This is a genomic window from Chryseobacterium sp. X308, from assembly GCF_020733145.1.
GTDB lineage: Bacteria > Bacteroidota > Bacteroidia > Flavobacteriales > Weeksellaceae > Chryseobacterium > Chryseobacterium cupriresistens.
The window spans coordinates 236,647-255,044 of the sequence record NZ_JAJFZH010000006.1 but is presented as its reverse complement, the minus strand read 5'-3'; the positions used below and the strand labels follow the sequence as shown (position 1 = coordinate 255,044).

Genomic DNA, 18,398 nt, shown 5'->3' with positions numbered 1-18,398 from the left:
TTTGCTTTCACTACTATCGGTTATCCCACCCATCTGTCACTCCGCAGGAGTCTCAACAAAGTATTATCAAACAACTCAGCAGTATTACATTTGCTTTTTTGAACTCTTATGACTCTAATAAAGGAGGTTGGATTCCTGCGGAATGACACAGTGGAAATAAGCGGCACAAATGAAAGAGAAAGACGCCATTGGAATCAATTACTCCATTGGAAAAGATAACCACGGAACCCGTATCCCGAATACGTCACATCATTTATAATGTATCATTGATCGTTCATTCACCATCTAGCCCCGATAGGAATGGTTACCCCGCAGCTTGGGTTGGAGGGTGAATGGGTTAGAGTGTGGGAAGACCCTTCGGCTTCGCTCAGGGTGACAACGCTAGGTGCGCGGGTGCGAGGAGTATGAATGGATAGCGGGAAACAGCTCCTGATAGCATCTTTCATTTATTTTGTTAATCTCCATAATTCAAATTATCATCCTCTAGATCCAAGAGCCTAAAAATAATGAAGATTGTAAAGTATGACGCTTGGACCCTAAGGATGACTTAAAAATTGTAAAAATTCTATTGCTAATAGATAAATTTTATCTGTTTGAATAATCTTTCAATTAACTGAATAGCTATGATGATGTTCTGCTGCACTTTTCCGTATAAAAAAATAAAAGTGGATAATATTGATGGAATTATTTTTTATCCCACCAAATTCGACCTTGTATATCACTTTCACTGGCTCCAAATTCAGGATCCTGCTTCATTTGGTCCAGTGCTTCCTTTTGATTTTGATAATTCAGATTATCTTTTGAAGGAGTGGGAAGAACAATTCTTCTTGGCATTATCAACAGAATTCCAGATTCACTGAATGGATTTTCCAGCTTAAGCGCAGTCGATACATTAGGCAATCCTGTTCTTTTAATCAATGCCCATACTTCATTGGGTTGCTTGAAATAGTTTAAATATTCCTGAATGATAATCTGTTCCAGGGCTAATGATGGATCAAATTTGATTTGAGGCTGGTTTAGATAAGCTAAAATATCGGTATCATAGGCTGTTTTATAATCATCTACCAATGCTTCTTTGGCAATATAATTATAGGTTTCAATAGAAGCTCTGATTCCTTGTTCATAAAGATCTTTTACATTGCCAGGAATAAGATTTCTTGCAGCCAGTTCTGCTTTCAACAGTGAATAATCAGCATAGGTAAGAATTGGGAATATAGCATTTCCTGTCCCAATAATACCTTTTGAAATATTTTCCGGCCTCCATATTCTATACTGTAATCTTGAAATGGTATCATAATTCACTCCATTTAATAATCTTTTTGCTGAAGTATAGTAACGGCTCATATCCGCTGAAACCATGTTAGGGCTGACAAAACCACCAACATAACGCTGGCTTTCCGTAGCTTTTTTCATTTTACCGGCTGCTACCAGCTTATCTATATTTTCCTGGGAATAATCATTTTGCTGGAAAAATATCGATATTCTGGGATCTTTGCTTTCATTCATAAAGTCAACCATAGGTTTTGCAGCAGACATGCCTACAGGATTGAAATTACCATGCTCCGTCAGCCTTTTAGTCCGTAACATGAAGCTCTCTGCCGTACTGCTAATCTCATCCCTTGATAAAACCTGTGAAGCAATGGCAGTCAGTTTGGCAGGATTCCTTTTCATGAGTCTTGACGCAATTTTTAATCTGAGTGAATTAGCTACCCGTTTCCATTTGCTTATATCACCCTTAAAGAATAAGTCTTTATCTCCCGGATTTACCTGTACAGATTGATCAGCACTTTGAATTGCAGTATATATATTGTCTAACTGCTTGTCAAAAATATCATACAATTGTTCCTGTGTTTCATATTTAGGAGTTTGTGTTCCCCCATAGCGGGCCTGGAAAGCTTCTGTATAAGCTATACTTCCATTCACATCTGTTACATACCATGCGTAATAAACTTTTAAAATCGTGGCAATGCTTTTAATGTTCACGTATTTTTTTTGATCTTCAGCCGGCATATGATCAATTTTGTAGATGATGTCTGTAAGTAAAGCACCATGATCTCCATAAAAGATATCTTTTCTTTGATTCATATTGGAGCCGTCATCCATAAACTGGGATGAATTGCCTGTGCTGGGAACCAACGTCTGAGTCCAGGGCATAATTCTGCGGTAGTAATCATAATAATATTCAAAGCTGCCATCAAATCCTTTCATCATTGCTAAAGGCAGAAGTTCTTCTGGTGTAGCTTTTATCTGATCTACCGGATTGGTGTTAATTTCTGCAAAATCGCTGGTGCATGATGTAAAAAGGGAAATTGACAGAGCCAGTATAAGTATTTTTTTCATTTTTGTTAATTTTTAGAATAATAAATAGCTAGAATGAGAAATCCAGGTTAAATCCTATATACCTTGACATAGGTGCACCTCCGTACTCCGCAAAGCTGCCTGCGCTGTTGGAATATTTTCCCTCAGGATTTATCCCATCCGGTAATTTATTGTAGATATAGAATAAGTTTCTGCCGATAAGAGAGAGGTTGAGAGTACTGACTCCAAGAGATTTTATCATTTCCGGTTTAAAGGAATAGGTCAGGCGGGCTTCACGTAGGGAGACCCATGTATTTTCAAACACAGCCTGCTCCCGGATACCATTTCCCCATGAGGCTAATCTGTTGTAGTAGGAAGATGTTTTTACGGGGTTGATCCACCCTTTTTCATAAGCTTCCTGATAAGTCATACCGCTTACATCTCTGGTGACCCCTTGTTTATCCTTTATGATAGAATTCTGACCAAATACTCCATCGGGAATGACCCCGTATTGAGTGTTGCCCTGAGAATCTATATATTTGATACCACCTCTTTCTTCATCCCTGTATTTTAATGTGGATGAAAGGTTGCCAAACTGAACACCATAATTGTATGTGGCAGAAAGAATATCGCCTCCTACTCTTGCATCAATCAGTAGACTTAAAGATAAATTTTTATACCTGAAAGTGTTTCTGAAACTGGCTAAAAAATCAGGAGTTAACTTTCCTACTGTAGTATATCCCTGGTTTTGGTAAGAATCTGATCTCAGATAGGAGCCATCAGCTTTCAGAACTTTCATTCCGTTTCTGGGGTCATCAATTTTATTGCCATTCGCATCCAATGCCTGATATCTTGCATAGGCATATTTGGTCTGTATCAAACCGTATTGCTGGCCGGGTATTGCTATACTTTTTACGTCAGTGCCCATGGCCCAGTTCAGGACATATTCTGTAACTCCTGGATAGAGCTCAATAAGTTTATCCCTGTTTTGGGAAAATGTAACTGTGGTATTCCATTTGAAGTTAGGTAGTTTTACCGGAATGGCGTTGACAATTACTTCTATACCTTGATTTTGCAGATTTCCGGCATTAATCTGCTGCTGGCTGAGTCCTGATTCTTGTGGTAAAGGAAGTGTTAACAGCTGATTGGTAGTATTGGTTCTATAAAAAGAAACATCAAAATCCAGCCGGTTATTGAAAAAGGCCATATTTAATCCAAATTCTATGGATCTGCTCAATTCATTTTTTAAATTTAAATTCGCAAGCGAATTACTATTAAAGCCCACTAATGGAATGCGCACGCCATCAGGGGAATTATAAGCAGAAGGGTCGTGTCTGTAATAGAGGCCGGAGCTTGTGTTGTATGGCGAAGTATCTCTTCCCACCCATGCCAGACTTCCTCTCAAACTTCCGGAATTGATCCATTTTGGAAGCTTAAAAGAATTAGAAAATATCCAGTTTCCAACAAATGAAGGATAGAAGTAGCTTATACTTCCATGTCCATCAGGGTATGCCAATGTGGAAGACCAGTCGTTGCGACCTGTAATGTCAATGAATAGCTGATCTTTCCAGGCGAAATTAGCAAAAGCATACAACCCCTGAATTCTTTTCGGGGACTGATTACCATCGGTATAATAGGCCTCGCTTCCTGCCGGATCTATTGAGTTCTGGATCTGGAAAACGCCCGGAGAATTAAGTCCTCCATTAGTCCATTGCCTTGTGGCTTTATATTTGGATCTGAAATCTTCTCCACCAAAAGAGGCGTTAAGGGTAAGATTTTCTGTTAATTTAAAGTTGGCATTCAGTAGAAATTTCGTTGTATACTGCTCCTTTCTCCCTTCCAAAATGCTATACCCACCGCCATTGAATCCGGGGTTTTCTCCAAGTATTTTAGATTCATTCAGAAAATCAAAATTATTGAAGTTGCCTGATATCATTAAGTTTAACCAGTCTGTTAACTGAGATTTGAGCTCAAGCCTGCCTATATAATTGTTTTCTTTCTGGGTTCTTGTGTTCTGAAAAATATTAAAATAAGTAGATGCCATACCATAAGGATCCGCACTGTCTTGTCTTCTTCCCCCATTTAGAGGATCCAGATAATTGTTTTTCCAATAAACAGCATCAAAACTTCTGGGAGTGCCATATATAAAACTGAAGAGCGGACTTTCATTTCCTCCCTGAGGTACGGGGTTCTGCCCGAAAGACCGGTTGTAGTTGAAACTTGCATCTACCTGCAAATATTTACTAAACTGATGGGTTGCACGGATAAAGTAGGCGTTTTTGATAAACTTGTTGCGGGGAAGAATACCTTCAGCTTCCTGATTGGTATAACTCAATAAGATAGTAGATTTATCATTTCCTCCGGAGAGTTCAAATGAGTTTTTACGATCAAATCCTACCTGATAAATATCCTTATAATTATCAGGCTGAGGGTTCCACAGAATTGTTCTGCCATCAATATCCTGTACTGGTTTTCCGTCAAATTTTGGTCCATAGCTGTAAAAAAAATAGTTGGGATCTATAAAACGGTCTCCGTTAGCATCTGTTGAAAAACTGGGTCCAATACCGGCACCAAATTCATTCTGAAACCTGGGACTGCTATAGACATGCTGTGTAGTAAGAGAAGAGTTTATCCTGACACCCAATCCATTCATACCTTTTCCTTTCTTGGTTGTAATAACAATAACCCCGTTAGCAGCCCGTGAACCATAAAGTGCAGATGCTGCAGCACCTCTTAATATGGAAACGGATTCAAAAACATCTGAGTTAAGGTTTTTCATTTCATTACCGAAATCATAACCGGAACCCCAGGAATCCGCACCGGTTACTCCATTGTCAATAATTACTCCATCAACTACTACCAGCGGCTGGTTATTATTGCCTAATGATGTGTTTCCACGGATTTGGATCCTTGCACTGGACTGCGGGCCTCCGGATCCTGCCGTTATTTCTACCCCCGGCAGTTTTCCCTGAAGAGCCTCCATGGGGTTAACGACCCCAGCCTGGGTAATGTCTTTGGTCTCAACTTTGGTAATGGCATAGCCTAGTTTTCTCTGATCTCTTTTTATCCCAAGTGCAGTAACAACCACTTCATCAATTTGTTTATTCTTTATAGAATCCTTCTTTGAATTTTGACCACTTAGGTGGTTTGTACCCAATAGAAAACAAAAAACACCAACAGCCAAGGGAAGTCTTGTACTTAATTGTTTCATTTTGTTCATCATTTGCTTATTACTGCAATATTAAAAAAAATATGGCACGAATACTATAAATTCAAATATAACGTATTGGTTATCAATGTTTAGTGGTTTGTGTTTTTATTGTTTAATGTTAATTTTAATGTATAATATTCTGTAATGAACAATATTGAAAATATAAAAAATGATCATATATTACTTATCTGTGAATTTTATTTTTTTTACTTTTTTTTATATGATATAAGCTTTTTGCCTGTTAAATAAAGAGTTATAAAGCACTTTTATTGTCAATTTCTAGAATGGGTATGAAAAATCCCTTACCAATGTGATAAGGGATTAATTTATTGAAAAGGATAACAATAATGTTAGACCTGTATTACTCCAAGATTGAACTTCTCCGTGATAGGAGAATGGTTTGCTGCTTCAATTCCCATAGAAATCCATTTTCTGGTATCGGCAGGATTGATGATGGCATCTGTCCATAATCTTGCTGCTGCATAGGTAGATTCAGTTTGTTTCTGATATTTCTTTGAGATGGTATCCAGAATTTCGTTATGCTCTTCTTCAGAGATATTTTTTCCTTGCTTCTTTAAAGTAGATTCCTGAATCTGAGCCAGTACTTTTGCTGCCTGTGCGCCACCCATTACCGCTAAATCTGCCCAAGGCCATGCAACAATTAATCTGGGATCATAAGCTTTTCCACACATCGCATAATTTCCTGCTCCATAAGAATTTCCTGTTATAATAGTAAATTTAGGAACTACGGAATTGGAAACCGCATTTACCATTTTAGCACCATCTTTAATAATTCCGCCATGTTCTGATTTTGAACCCACCATGAATCCGGTGACATCCTGTAAGAAAATTAAAGGAATTTTCCTTTGATTACAGTTGGCAATAAATCGGGTTGCTTTATCTGCAGAATCAGAGTAGATCACTCCTCCGAACTGCATTTCTCCTTTACCGCTTTTAACCAGCTTTCTCTGATTGGCTACAATCCCTACGGACCAGCCGTCAACTCTTGCTGTTGCACAGATAATACTTTTACCATAGTCTGGTTTGTATTCTTCATATTCGGAGTTATCCACAATACATTTGATAATTTCGTAGGTATCGTATTGTTCAGCTCTTGAGACCGGCATAATTCCGAAAATATTCTCAGGATTTTCTTTTGGCGGGAAACTTTCTATTCTGTCAAAGCCCGCTTTTTCAGTCGTTCCGACAGATTTCATGATGTTTTTGATTCTGTTCAGAGCATCTTTATCATCTTTAGCTTTATAATCCGTTACTCCTGAAATAGAGCAGTGAGTGGTTGCTCCACCCAATGTTTCATTATCAATACTTTCTCCGATAGCTGCTTTTACCAGATAACTTCCTGCAAGGAAAATAGAGCCTGTTTTATCTACAATCATAGCTTCATCACTCATGATGGGTAAGTAAGCTCCTCCAGCTACACAACTCCCCATAACGGCAGAAATCTGGATGATTCCCATAGAACTCATTTTAGCATTATTTCTGAAAATTCGTCCAAAATGTTCCTTATCCGGGAAGATTTCATCCTGCATAGGAAGATAAACACCTGCAGAATCTACTAAATAAATGATGGGAAGCTTGTTTTCCATAGCAATCTCCTGTGCTCTCAGGTTTTTCTTTCCTGTGATAGGAAACCACGCACCGGCTTTTACAGATGCATCGTTAGCGACAATAATACATTGTCTTCCGGAAACGTAGCCAATAACAACTACAACACCTCCGCTAGGGCATCCTCCATGCTCCTGATACATTTCATATCCTGCAAATGCTCCAATTTCTATGGAATCTGAATCTTTATCGAGAAGATAATCTATTCTTTCTCTTGCTGTCATTTTTCCTTCATCACGAAGCTTTTGAAGCCTTTTCTCACCACCTCCTTTTTTAATCTCAGTGAGTAAGCGATTTATTTCAGATAATTTTAATCTGTTCTGATCCTCTCGTTTATTGAATTCGATGTCCATAAAATTTTCAATTTTTTACGCTTAAAGATACTATTTTTATGAGGAATATAAATTGGAAGTAAAACAGATGTTTAATTATTTGGTTTCTAGTAAATTGTGAAATTTTTAACTAAAAAATATTTTTAAATAATTTATATTTTTTCTAACTTTACACTAGAGTAACAGAGGTGATATTCTCTGCAAAATACTCTAAGTTCCTAGTTTATTTTTTTAATAGTTTATTATTTGAAGGCCCTGAAAGTTTAACAAATTTTCAGGGTTTTTTTATATCTATATGCGTTTGTCAGTAATACTTTCTATATGATATTTAAGAGACCATGTTGTTGATTTCAATCTCCGGACTTAATATTATATTGGTTTTGATTTTTACTAAATTATTAGAAAACGTCCTGAATTAAGAGTAAAAACTATTAAAAACTTTATTTATCATCTTTTTATTAATATAAATTTATGTTTTTTTGTAAGATTTATAAAAGCGTATTTGTAAATTTGCACGTTAAAATCAAAAGGGGATAGGTTATGCATAAATTGGCGCTTTTCAGGTTACATTTAATAGTTTTTTTATGGGGATTCACCGCAATTTTAGGAAAACTGATTCAGGCCAATGCTCAGATTCTTGTGTTTTACAGAATGTTGTTTGCCTCAATCTTTTTGTATGTATTTATCAGATTCTTTAAAAAGGAAAGCATTAAGGTGTCCAGGAAAATATTCTTTCAGCTGGCTGCTATAGGCTTTGCAATGGCACTTCACTGGTATTGTTTTTTTTATTCCATTAAAGTTTCCAATGTTTCAATTGCCTTAAGCTGCCTTTCCTTATCGACGCTTTTTGCCTCGATTCTGGAACCCATTATTTTCAAAAGGAAAATTGATATATCTGAAGTGGTAATGGGAACTGTTATTGTGGCCTGTATATTATTGATTTTTAAAACAGAATTTCATTTTAAAGAAGGTATTATTTATGGAATTCTGTGTGCTATATTCGGGACTGTTTTTTCTGTTTTTAATGGTAAGATGTTTGGGAAAACAAGTTCGGGAAACATTATTTTTTATGAAATCTTCTGTGGTTGGTTCATTTTAATGATATTTTATCTGCTTTCGGGGCAAATTTTTCAGATGAATGAAATAAACTACAGGGATCTGGCGTTAATATGCTTGTTAGCCAGTGTTTTTACTGCTTTTCCCATGCTTGAATCTGTGAATTTAATGAAATATATATCACCTTTTACTTTAATTTTAACAGTTAATTTAGAACCTGTCTACGGAATTATACTAGCTTTTTTTATCTTTGGGGAATCAGAACATATGAGCCCTGTATTTTATATCGCTTCAGGTGTTATGATACTGGCAATCATTGCAAACGGATTAATAAAAGCCAGAAAAACTAAAAACTTAAACTAAGCATCAAATTTATATGATGAAAAAATATTTTTTACTTGCATTTTCACTGTTGTTTGGGCTTTCTCAATCTCAGATTATCAGAAAATATTCCAATGAATTTTTAAATATCGGAGCCGGAGCAAGAGGACTTGCAATGGGAGGAGCGGTAATTACCAACCAGGATGATGTATATTCTCCTATGTGGAATCCCGCAGGTTTGATGTCCATTGAAAGAGACTGGCAGGGAGCAGCAATGCACGCAGAATATTTTGAGTCTATTGCAAAATATGACTATCTGGCTTATGCAAAAGTACTCGAGGAAGGTGTTTTTGGGGTTTCCGTAGTAAGACTTGGAGTAGATAATATTTTAAATACAACCCAGATGATCGATTCTGAAGGGAATATTGATTATGACAAAATCACAAAGTTCTCCCAATCCGATTATGCTGCAATTCTTTCTTATGCTTTCAGACCAGGAGGAAATCCAAAATTAGATGTCGGGATCAATGCTAAGATTGTATATAGAAATGTGGGTAAATTTGCTAATGGTTATGGTTTTGGTTTCGATGTTGGGGCGATTTATAAAGCAGATAACGGATGGAAGTTCGGGGGGATGGTGAGAGATATTACAACTACCGTCAACTTCTGGACGGTCAATCAGAAAGAACTTTCTACTGTTGTAAACGGGGAAGAATTTAACCCTGCTCCCAAAGATAAACTGGAACTTACAATGCCTAAACTGAATGTAGGAGCCAGCAAATTATTTGAAATCAACAGCAGCGTATATGTATTGCCGGAAGCAGGTATAAATGTGGATTTTGCTAAAACAGCATCCTTAATTTCTACAGACTTTGCCAGTATCAGTCCTTACGCAGGAGCTGAGCTGGGATACCAGAAAATGATTTTTGTGAGATTGGGGATCAACAGATTCCAGTCTATTACAGATATAGAAGATCTTAAAAGAAAAGTTTCTTTCCAGCCAAGTGCAGGTCTTGGAATAAGATACAGAGGGCTTACACTGGATTATGCCATTACAAATTCAGGGATTGGCGGATCTAATTTTTATTCCAATTTCTTCTCCTTAAAACTGGATATGGGAGCATTTAGAAACGATTAAAATTATAAAAATGAAAAAGTTATTAATGCTGATGTTGGTAATAAGCTCAACAATGGCTTTTACGCAGAAGGTTTCAGATTATAAATATGTAGTAATTCCGGAAAAATTTAAAACCTTTAAAAACAGCAGTTTTGGATTGGAAGCTTATCTGGCTAAAGGGCTACAGGGAAAAAAGTATGAAATTTTAACTGAGGCAATGGACAAGTGGCCATCTGAGGCTAGAAATAATTCCTGTAATGTAATTAATGCTGAAGTACTGAATGATAAGAGCTTATTTACAAATAAAGTGATTTTGCAGTTCAAAGACTGCAATAAAAAGGTCATTTTAGAATCCAAAGGGCGCTCAGATATAAAGGAATTTGAAGAAGGGTTTCCTGATGCTTTAAAGCAGGCTCTGACACATGTTCCACATTCCAGCCCGGTAGAAATGAAGCCTGCTAAAATATCAGATGCTGCTGAAAACGTACAGAATACAGTTTCTGAAACCGTTGTATCTGCAGGAACTCCGGAAGCAAATAATTACTCGAACGGGAAACTTGATCTTCAGAAAATACAGATTGACTCTAATCAGTTTATTTTGGCAAAATCCGGAAGTTCCGTACCATTTGCTGTTTTCAAAACGACTTCTAAGAGCGCTGTTTTCCTTGTAAAAATGGCTGATGGAAATACTACCATCGGATATTTTGAAAAAGGGAATATTGTAATAGATATTCCACAGATTGACGGAAGATTCTCCAAAGAAGTCTTTACAGCAAAATAATTTACATCAATAATAAGAAAATATCATCCTTAATTCATAACTTTTTAGAATTAAGGATTTGTTTTAACTAATAGATATGAAAAAAGTTTACATTTCTATATTGGCAATACTGTCAGTATTTTCGAGTGCACAAAGTGTATTTAATACCCAGTTAAACGAAATTAATTTTGGGGCTTCCAGTGATCCTGATAATTTTATAAAATTCAATAATCATATTCTTTTCACAGCCACCAAGTCTACAGAGGAAGGAAGGGAACTGTGGAGTTTTGATCCGGGTACTCAAAAATCAATTCTGCTGAAGAATGTTTTTCCGGGGTACAGCATTGGGATGACTGGAGATCCGTCTTTTATGAGGCTCAATAATAAAATTTACTTTATTGCTGTACAAAGCAATAGTTCGTCCAATAATCAGCTTTGGGTCACAGACGGAACCACGGTAGGAACATCCAAGGTAAAAGATCTGAATTTTGAGTTTTCGGTGGCTGCAACTGCTGCGGTCGGAAATAATATCTTTTTCTACCATCACAATGAACTTTGGTCTTACAATACCGTTACAGATAGTCTGCAGCTATTAAAAACATTTCAATATTCCGGTGATGTAAAAATGTATACCATGAATAATACTTTGTTCCTGGCAGCAGATGATGGCACACATGGAAAAGAGATATGGAAATCAGATGGAACCGTTGCCGGAACATCTTTATTAAAGGATATCGTTCCCAATGCGGGTGGAAGTATTAATGGCGATTTTAAAGCACTGATTTTTAAAAATAAACTATACTTCGTGGTTAATCTTGGAACAGGAACAGCGGGATATGAATTATATTCAACAGATGGAACAGAAGCGGGAACAGTATCCATAAAATCTGTAGGTTATCCGCAGCTGGAAGGAGCTGCCACTGATAATTATTTTGTTTTTACAGGCTTTGATGCAGCAAATGGCTATGAACCATGGGTTTCTGATGGGACAACGGCAGGAACTTATCTGTTGAAAAATCTAATGCCTGGAGCTACAAGTTCTATGGCAATGAAAAAATTTGTAAAATATAATAACAAAATATTCTTTGAAAGTAGTGCCAACGGTGTTAACTCTGTGTATGGTAATTATATCTGGGAAACAGATGGTACAGAAGCCGGAACTGTTCTCTTCAATACGCACGCAGGAGCTTTGATTTATGGGAACAGCTCAGATAATAATCATTTGATTCTTACGATGGCTAATTATGGAAACAGATATTGGATAGTGAATGGAAATTCTTCACAGAGTTTTGAGATTACAGGCCTTGGAATGCCAAATAATAATAGTTTTGTAGACCTGAATTCTAAAATTTATCTTACCGGAAATACCCCCAAATATGGCACTGAACTATTTTCACTAAATCCGGTGACCCATCAGACTGCAATAGCTTCGGACATCAGTAGATTTGAAAGTTCTTTGCCTCATGCATTTCAGGTACTGAATGATGATCTTATTTTCATTGCGACAGACAGACAGTATAACAGCCAGATTTATAAGAGAAATAAAAATACACAGCAGATTGAGAGAATATCCAGCTTTGGAGGAAATTCGTTTATAGGTATGGGCAGTGACTTTAATGACAATTTCATTAAAGTAGGAAACTATCTTTACACTCCAGAAGCAGCTTACAGAACAGATGGTACGGAAGCCAATACTTTGTCAATATCATCCCCTAATATTACCAGCAGGGTACCGTATACCAGCTTGAACGATAATACATTACTTTTTGCCGGATACAATAATGTGGTAGGAACTGAACTTTGGAAGATTGATAATACATCCAATACTGTTAGCATGGTCAAAGATATTTCCCAGGATAATATGGGAAGTCTTTATTCCGTAGATTCAAAAACTGCAATACTGAATGGTTTTGCTTATTTTGTGGCAAAAGATAATGGAAAACTTGGGATCTGGAAAACAGATGCTACTGAAGCCAATACCCAAAAGGTAATACAGTTTTCCTATCAGGATGGGACAAATGGAGATATTAAGGTACTGAATGCTTTTAATAATAAATTATTCTTTACAAAACAACAGGAAAATACTCCTGCGAATTACAGCTCCGGGCAAAACGAGCTTTGGATTTCAAACGGCGATCAGGCATCTGCTACATTACTGAAATCTTACGCTGCTCCTTATGGTTCTTCAAGTATTGCGAGAGAAACAATAATATTTAATAATAAGCTTTTTTATGTCACTTCAGGTTATCCTTCTCCAGCGCTGCATTCTACAGATGGAACAGTGGCAGGGACAGAACAGATACTAGCGGGAAACTTTTTTGGTGATGTAAAATTTAAAAAATGTGGAAATCAGTTATTTTTTACCAATAACAATAGTACACAGTTGTGGAAAACAGATGGAACAGCGAATGGCACATCTGATTTATCCCAAAATTTTTCTTCAGTGAAAGATATGACGTGTGCCAACAATTATCTTTACTTTCTTAATGGGGATTCTCAAAAGGTATGGAAAAGTGACGGTGTTTCAACCTCTCCGATGGATATTTTTGTGACAAACGACGATAATCAGCTGTTGGTTAATGAAAATATTCAGAAAATGGGAACAGATGGTGAGAAATTATTTCTGACCATTAATACCAAAGAACATGGAAGTGAATTGTATGTAGTGACTGATCCACTGCCTGTTTATCTGGCAACCCATGAAATATCAGGCGCAGAAAGTAAAAAAGGAAATTCAGATCTGCAGATTTATCCTAATCCTGTTTCAGAATATTTTTCAATAAGACTGAACGAAAATTCTAAAATAGAAATCGTGAAAATTTTTGATGCCTCCGGAAAACTTGTGAAGAATATTATCTACAATAATAAAAATATTGATGTAGCAGAACTTCCATCAGGAATATATTTTGTTAAGTTAAAAACAAATAAAGGGGAATATATGGGTAAAGTTATAAAAAAATAATACATGTAAAAGGCTCTTAAAAAGAGCCTTTTATAATATATATGTTGATGTGTTTTTCATTCTTTTAGCATTTTAGACAGAGCCCTATAGATATGAAAGCAATTGGGGTATCAAATAGCAAATGAAAATGTGAATAGATTTATAAAAAGAGAAGAATTTTCATAGCATTATTGTCATTAGTTGATATTACTAATTTATGGAAAAAATATAAATAATACTAATATTTAATAAAATATTTATTTGTTTGTGTTTTTTATTGATAAATTTCCTTTTTGTGCTGGGGATTGTTGGTTTTTGTCTCTTATTGAGTAAATGAAAAAAGTATATGAGTTTTTGCATTAAAACTTCATTTTGTTTGTGACAAATTAGCTGCTGTACTGCATTAGTTTATCAATTAGCATTAAAAAATTCCCAAATCACTTTAGCTTTACTTTTCCCCAGAATTTCTTCAAGAGTTTCAAAATTGGCTTCTTTGATTCGTTTTACAGACTTCAGTTTAGACAAAAGCAATTCGATTGTTTTTTCTCCAACTCCAGGAATTTCTTCCAGCTCAGATTTTATCGTAGAATTTTTTCTTCTCGTTCTGTGATGTTTTACCCCAAATCGGTGGGCTTCATCACGAACACGCTGAAGGATTTTCAACGTTTCAGATTTTTTGTCCAGATATAAAGGAATAGGATCTTCCGGAAAGAATATTTCTTCCAGCCTCTTGGCGATTCCTACAATGGTAATTTTTCCATAAAGTCCCAATAACCTGAGACTTTTTACAGCAGAAGAAAGCTGTCCTTTTCCTCCATCTATCAGAATCAGTTGGGGAAGACTTTCTCCCTCATCAAGCATTCTTTTATAGCGGCGGTAGATTACTTCTTCCATCGTGGCAAAATCGTTAGGTCCTTCTACCGTTTTAGGATGGAAAATTCTGTAATCTGCTTTGCTCGGTTTTCCATCTTTAAAAACAACACATGCAGACACAGGATTGGTTCCCTGAATGTTTGAGTTATCAAAACCTTCAATATGTCTTGGTTCAACAGGCATTCTCAACAATTTCTGCATTTCTGCCATGATTCTGTTGGTATGTCTTTCAGGATCTACAATCTGAACCTGTTTCAGCTTTTCCAGACGGTATTCTTTAGCATTCTTTTCAGAAAGCTCTACAATTCTTTTTTTGTCTCCTACTTTAGGAACAATCAGTTTTACATTTGGGATTTCTACTGAAAGATGAAACGGTAAAAGAACTTCTTTAGAATCGGAAGAAAACTTCTGACGGATCTCAATCAAAGCTTCTTCCATAATATCCTCATCAGTCTCCTCAAGAATCTTTTTAATCTCGGTGGTAAAACTCTGGATGATATTTCCGTTTCTGATTTTAAAGAAATTGACATAAGCAGCGGTTTCATCACTGGTCATCCCGAAAACATCTACATCATCAATATTCGGATTTACAACGGTGTTTTTAGCCTGATAATCCTCAAGAATATCCAGTCTTTCCTTAATGATCTGAGCTTCTTCAAATTTAAGATTGGAAGCCAGCTTCATCATCTGATTCACCAGATAATCCTTTGCCTTACGGAAATCTCCTTTAATAATTCCGCGGATGGCATCTATTTTTTCATCATAATCTTCCTTGCTTTCAAGATCTTCACAGGGCCCTTCGCAGTTTTTGATATGATATTCCAGGCAGACTTTATATTTGCCTTCCGTAATTTTGGATGGGGAAAGATTCAGATTACAGGTTCTAAGCTTATAAATATGTTTTATAGTATCCAGCAATATCTTTGCAGGACGTACTTTTGCATACGGACCATAATATTCGGATCCGTCTTTAATCATATTTCTGGTCAGAAAAATTCTTGGAAAATCTTCATTTTTGATGCAGATCCATGGATAGGTCTTGTCATCCTTCAACATAACATTATAAAACGGCTGGTACTCTTTAATCAGATTATTTTCCAATAAAAGTGCATCATACTCGCTGTTTACAATCGTCGTTTCCAATCGCTGGATTTTGCTGACCATTATTTTGATCCTGTATCCTGAAAGGTTTTTATTGAAATAGGAGAGTACCCTCTTTTTCAGATTTTTAGCTTTTCCCACATACAAAAGCTGTTCGTTTTTATCATAATAACGATAAACGCCGGGTTCGGATGGTAAGGTTTTGAGCTGTAATTCTAAAGAAGGATTCATATAACAAAATTAAGGAAACTTTCCCTATTTAAAAAAAGAAAAAACCTGTAGATAATTCTACAGGTTCCGGTATTTTGATAGTGAATCCTATCCGTGGTTCATTTCCGTATACTGATAGATGAGAAAGCTTAAATAATTCCACTCTACAGAATTTTTTGGATATTTTTTCATGAATTCAGGATTGTCACCAAATAAAAAGTCATAGTTATCTTCAAAATCATCTTTGTGAAGCCACATTACTTTATTGCCTTTCTTTACATAATAGGATTTAATAACACCTCCGCCAAATGCAGGCGCACCAGCAAATCCGGTACTCACTGTTTCTGAAGCAAACGGATCATGATAAACCGTAATAAGCTCATTAAATTCAGGATTGATCACCTGCATTAAAAAAGCTTTGGGCTCTTTCTTGTTTTTTAAAGAAACAATCTGGTTTTCGTAAGGAATGGCATCGTCGGTGACAGATTTGCCGTATTTTTTTGTGCTGTAATTTCTCATGTTTGAAATAAACTTTGCCGCTTTCATCGACTTTTCAGTCTCGGTCGCATATAAATACATTTCAGCAATATCGGCTGCCTCGAATTTTATTGGCTTTCTGGTATCAACATCCTCAATGGTGATGGAAAGAATCTGTCCCCTCTGTTTTTCCCAGGATTTGCTGTAACCCTGATGTTCCGTATTATCCTTTAAAATAATGGTGGAAACTTTTTTATCTGTTGCGGTATTGAAACCTTCATTAAACAGATAGCGGTTCATTTCTTTTCTTTCTTCTTTTGAATATTTTACTTTCTGGGCGAAAGCAGCTGTGCTTGCTACACATAAAGCAAGGAGTAGAGTTTTCAGTCTCATGTATTATTGTTTTTGATTTTCGGGGCTAAAAGTAGTAAATTAATTCGCTTGTTTTATAAAAATATAGAAGATTGAAATTTAGCTTTTCCAATTATTGTTAAATGCGTAATTTTAAGGAAATTTTTTAGAAATGATATACGGGGTAGATGTTTTTACTTTCCATGATGTTCTGGAAATATGTAAAAAACCAAATAAAGCGAAGCTGAACAAAGCTGCAAAAGAACAAATTTTAAAATCTCAGAAAAACGTACAGAAAATAGTAGAGTCAGATAGATGCGTATATGGAATCAATACAGGATTCGGACCATTGTGTGATACTAAAATTTCAGCGGATGAAACCGCTCAGTTACAATATAACCTGATCATTTCTCATGCGGTAGGTGTAGGAAAACCTATTGATAAAGAACTTTCCAAGATCATGATGATTGCTAAAGTACATGCTCTTTCTAAAGGATTTTCAGGAGTTTCCCTGGAAGTAATTGAAAGAATGATTCTGATGCTTGAGAAAGATATCATTCCTGTGGTTCCTGAACAGGGATCTGTAGGGGCTTCCGGAGACCTTGCTCCATTAGCCCATCTGGTACTGCCTTTACTTGGCTTAGGACAGGTTTGGGAAGGAGATCAGGTTTCCGATACCATGGAAGTGTTGAAAAAGCATGACCTTGAACCACTGGCTTTAGGTCCGAAAGAAGGATTAGGGCTGATCAACGGAACGCAGTTTATCCTTGCCCATGCCATCAAAGGACTTGAAAAATTTGAATACTTACTGGACCTGGCGGACATGACGGCAGCCATGAGTATTGAAGCATACAGAGGTTCTGCAAGTCCTTTCAAAAAAGAACTTCACGATATCAGGCCGTTTGAAGGCAGTAAAAAAGTAGCGGCAAGAATGCTTAAATTCTTAAAGGGATCAGAAAATTTGAAAGCTCACGAAGACTGTGAAAGAGTTCAGGATCCTTACTCTATGAGATGTGTACCACAGGTTCACGGAGCCAGCAGAAATGCTTTTGAGCACCTTAGAGGAATGACAGAAACAGAATTGAACTCCGTTACCGATAACCCGATTGTTCTAAGTGCCGAAGAATCTATTTCAGGAGGAAACTTCCACGGACAGTTGATGGCATTGCCTTTAGACTACGCTACATTAGCGGCTGCTGAATTGGGGAATATCTCAGATAGAAGAAGTTATTTACTATTGGAAGGAAAATACGGACTTCCAAGATTATTAACGGAAAGCTCAGGTTTAAATTCCGGATTTATGATCCCTCAGTACACTTCAGCTGCCTTGGTTACAGAGAATAAAACATTATGCTTCCCGGCGTCGGCAGACTCTATTCCTACAAGTTTAGGACAGGAAGACCATGTTTCTATGGGAAGTATTTCAGGAAGAAAATTCAATCAGGTTCTGGGAAATCTTGTGAATATTCTGTCTGTTGAGCTGATGTTTGCCGCTCAGGGACTTGAGTTTAGAAGGCCGTCTAAATGCTCTAAAGTAATTGAAGAAAACTTTGCAATTCTTCGTTCTAAAGTTGCCAAGCTTGAAGATGACAGACTGATCGGTAAAGATATGCTTGCAATTGCTGAGTTAATTAACGAAAGAAAATTTGTTGTCAACTAACCTAAATATACGAAAGCTTCCAGAAGGGAGCTTTTTGTTTTCACAGACCTTTAAATCTTTCAAT

Annotated in this window: 10 protein-coding genes; 5 read left to right on the top strand and 5 right to left on the bottom strand. The window is 36.5% G+C overall.

The genetic code is table 11. The features are described from left to right. Nucleotides 1-684: 684 nt before the first annotated feature. The 3 genes from LIV57_RS09610 to LIV57_RS09600 form a co-directional block, all read right to left on the bottom strand. Entirely contained in the window at nt 685-2,340 is a 1,656-nt protein-coding gene (locus LIV57_RS09610; protein ID WP_227942418.1) for a SusD/RagB family nutrient-binding outer membrane lipoprotein, read from the bottom strand. 28 nt (nt 2,341-2,368) lie between these two features. Next, nucleotides 2,369-5,509 (bottom strand): SusC/RagA family TonB-linked outer membrane protein, encoded by a 3,141-nt coding sequence (locus tag LIV57_RS09605; RefSeq protein WP_227942417.1) that lies wholly within the window; start codon nt 5,507-5,509, stop codon nt 2,369-2,371. A gap of 350 nt (nt 5,510-5,859) precedes the next feature. Continuing rightward, on the bottom strand, nt 5,860-7,488 hold the full coding sequence (locus tag LIV57_RS09600) for an acyl-CoA carboxylase subunit beta (RefSeq protein ID WP_110011812.1): 1,629 nt from the start codon (nt 7,486-7,488) through the stop codon (nt 5,860-5,862). Nucleotides 7,489-8,007: 519 nt separating this feature from the next. On the opposite strand from LIV57_RS09600, the gene LIV57_RS09595 reads away from it, so the two are divergent. The 4 genes from LIV57_RS09595 (at nt 8,008) to LIV57_RS09580 (ending at nt 13,683) form a co-directional block, all read left to right on the top strand. Then, nucleotides 8,008-8,886, top strand: coding sequence for a DMT family transporter (locus LIV57_RS09595; protein WP_227942416.1), 879 nt, complete (start codon nt 8,008-8,010; stop codon nt 8,884-8,886). 13 nt (nt 8,887-8,899) lie between these two features. After that, nucleotides 8,900-9,982 (top strand): PorV/PorQ family protein, encoded by a 1,083-nt coding sequence (locus LIV57_RS09590; RefSeq protein WP_110011810.1) that lies wholly within the window; start codon nt 8,900-8,902, stop codon nt 9,980-9,982. Nucleotides 9,983-9,992: 10 nt separating this feature from the next. Beyond that, nucleotides 9,993-10,742, top strand: a complete 750-nt coding sequence (locus LIV57_RS09585; protein WP_227942415.1) for a hypothetical protein — start codon at nt 9,993-9,995, stop codon at nt 10,740-10,742. 76 nt (nt 10,743-10,818) lie between these two features. Beyond that, a complete protein-coding gene (locus tag LIV57_RS09580) occupies nt 10,819-13,683 on the top strand; it encodes a T9SS type A sorting domain-containing protein (RefSeq protein WP_227942414.1) in 2,865 nt (954 codons plus the stop codon). Nucleotides 13,684-14,073: 390 nt separating this feature from the next. Here the strand turns inward: LIV57_RS09580 and uvrC are convergent, their stop codons facing one another. Next, entirely contained in the window at nt 14,074-15,867 is a 1,794-nt protein-coding gene (gene uvrC / locus LIV57_RS09575; RefSeq protein ID WP_227942413.1) for an excinuclease ABC subunit UvrC, read from the bottom strand. Nucleotides 15,868-15,954: 87 nt separating this feature from the next. Beyond that, nucleotides 15,955-16,716 (bottom strand): hypothetical protein, encoded by a 762-nt coding sequence (locus LIV57_RS09570; protein WP_227942412.1) that lies wholly within the window; start codon nt 16,714-16,716, stop codon nt 15,955-15,957. Nucleotides 16,717-16,846: 130 nt separating this feature from the next. Here LIV57_RS09570 and hutH point away from each other — a divergent pair, with 130 nt between their 5' ends. Continuing rightward, nucleotides 16,847-18,334: a histidine ammonia-lyase gene (gene hutH, locus LIV57_RS09565; protein ID WP_227942411.1), complete on the top strand. Its 1,488-nt coding sequence runs from the start codon at nt 16,847-16,849 to the stop codon at nt 18,332-18,334. Nucleotides 18,335-18,398: the final 64 nt, after the last annotated feature.